Source organism: Rhodococcus sp. EPR-134, assembly GCF_001647205.1.
GTDB lineage: Bacteria > Actinomycetota > Actinomycetes > Mycobacteriales > Mycobacteriaceae > Rhodococcus_F > Rhodococcus_F qingshengii.
The window spans coordinates 1-1340 of record NZ_LVCT01000740.1 but is presented as its reverse complement, the minus strand read 5'-3'; the positions used below and the strand labels follow the sequence as shown (position 1 = coordinate 1340).

Sequence of the window (1340 nt, the reverse complement as noted above, 5' to 3'; positions counted from 1 at the left end):
TCGGCCGATTGACCCCCATAGAATACGAGACCATCATGACCACACCAGCCACTCAGGCTGCGTGACTCAACCTGTCACCTGATCGTGCAGCAGACCCGAATTCTCGACGTGGGCTCCCCGAACCCCAGTTTGTGACTGATTCAATTCCCTCGTTCTTGGCTTGGTCGAGACGGCGGATCATCGCAGGAAGTACGTGCGAAACATTCTCCGAGAAGTTGTCGCCGGGTCCGTACAGGCTTGTCGGCATCGCCGAGATCCAGGGCAACCCGAACTGCCTACGAACAGCCTGGACCTGGATGATTCCCGCAATCTTGGCGATCGCATATGCGTCGTTGGTCGGTTCGAGATGGCCGTTCAGTAATTGATCTTCTCTGATCGGCTGTGGCGCCAGGCGCGGGTAGATGCACGAGGACCCGAGGAACAGCAATCGGCGCACGCCGTGCCGCAGCGCTGCGTCGAGCACATTGGTCTGGATCTGAAGGTTGTCGGAGATGAAATCGACCGGATACGTGTTGTTCGCGACGATTCCTCCGACCTTCGCGGCAGCCAAGACGACGCACGACGGTTTGGCGGCTTCGAAGAAGGCGAATACGTCTGCTCGGTTTCGCAGATCGAGTTCGGCAGATGTGCGGCCGATCAGGTCGGTGAAGCCACTCTGTTCGAGCTTGCGCCAGAGCGCGGATCCCACCAGTCCCTTGTGTCCGGCGATGTAAGTCGGGGCGCTGCGATCAAGAGGTGCAATCGATTTCGTTGTGATCATGAGAGCGAGATCTTCCAATCAGGGAGATGCGGCGTGTCGATCCACGGTGTGCCGGCATGCGCCAATGCTGCGATGTCGGCGTCCATCATGATTCGAGCCAATTCTGGGGTCTGTACTGTCGCTTTCCAGCCCAGTTTGTCCTCGGCCTTGCCTGCATCGCCGACCAGAGCGTCCACCTCTGTGGGGCGAAGGTAACGAGGATCGAATTTGACGTACTTCTGCCAGTCGAGACCCACATGTTCGAATGAGGCCACGACAAAATCTTGGACCGTGAAGTTTCCTCCAGTGGCCAACACGTAGTCATCTGGTTCGTCGACTTGAAGCATCCGCCACATACCCTCGACGTACTCGGGTGCGTAGCCCCAGTCCCTGACCGCGTCCAAATTGCCCAGGTACAGGGAATCTTCGATCCCGGCCTGGATTCGCGCGACTGCACGCGTGATCTTTCTCGTGACGAATGTTTCACCGCGGCGGGGTGACTCGTGATTGAAGAGGATCCCGTTCACCGCGTGAATTCCGTAGGCCTCGCGATAGTTCCTGGTGACCCAGTACGAGTACACCTTTGCAGCGCCGTACGGCG

Annotated in this window: 1 protein-coding gene and 1 pseudogene; both read right to left on the bottom strand. The window is 58.4% G+C overall.

The genetic code is table 11. The features are described from left to right. Positions 1 to 97: 97 nt before the first annotated feature. A pseudogene (locus A2J01_RS32005) lies at positions 98 to 760 on the bottom strand (NAD-dependent epimerase/dehydratase family protein); the annotation flags it as partial. Further along, the coding region (locus tag A2J01_RS32000; RefSeq protein WP_156519467.1) for a GDP-mannose 4,6-dehydratase at positions 757 to 1340 on the bottom strand (584 nt) is incomplete at its 5' end. The gene A2J01_RS32000 and the pseudogene A2J01_RS32005, both read right to left, overlap by 4 nt.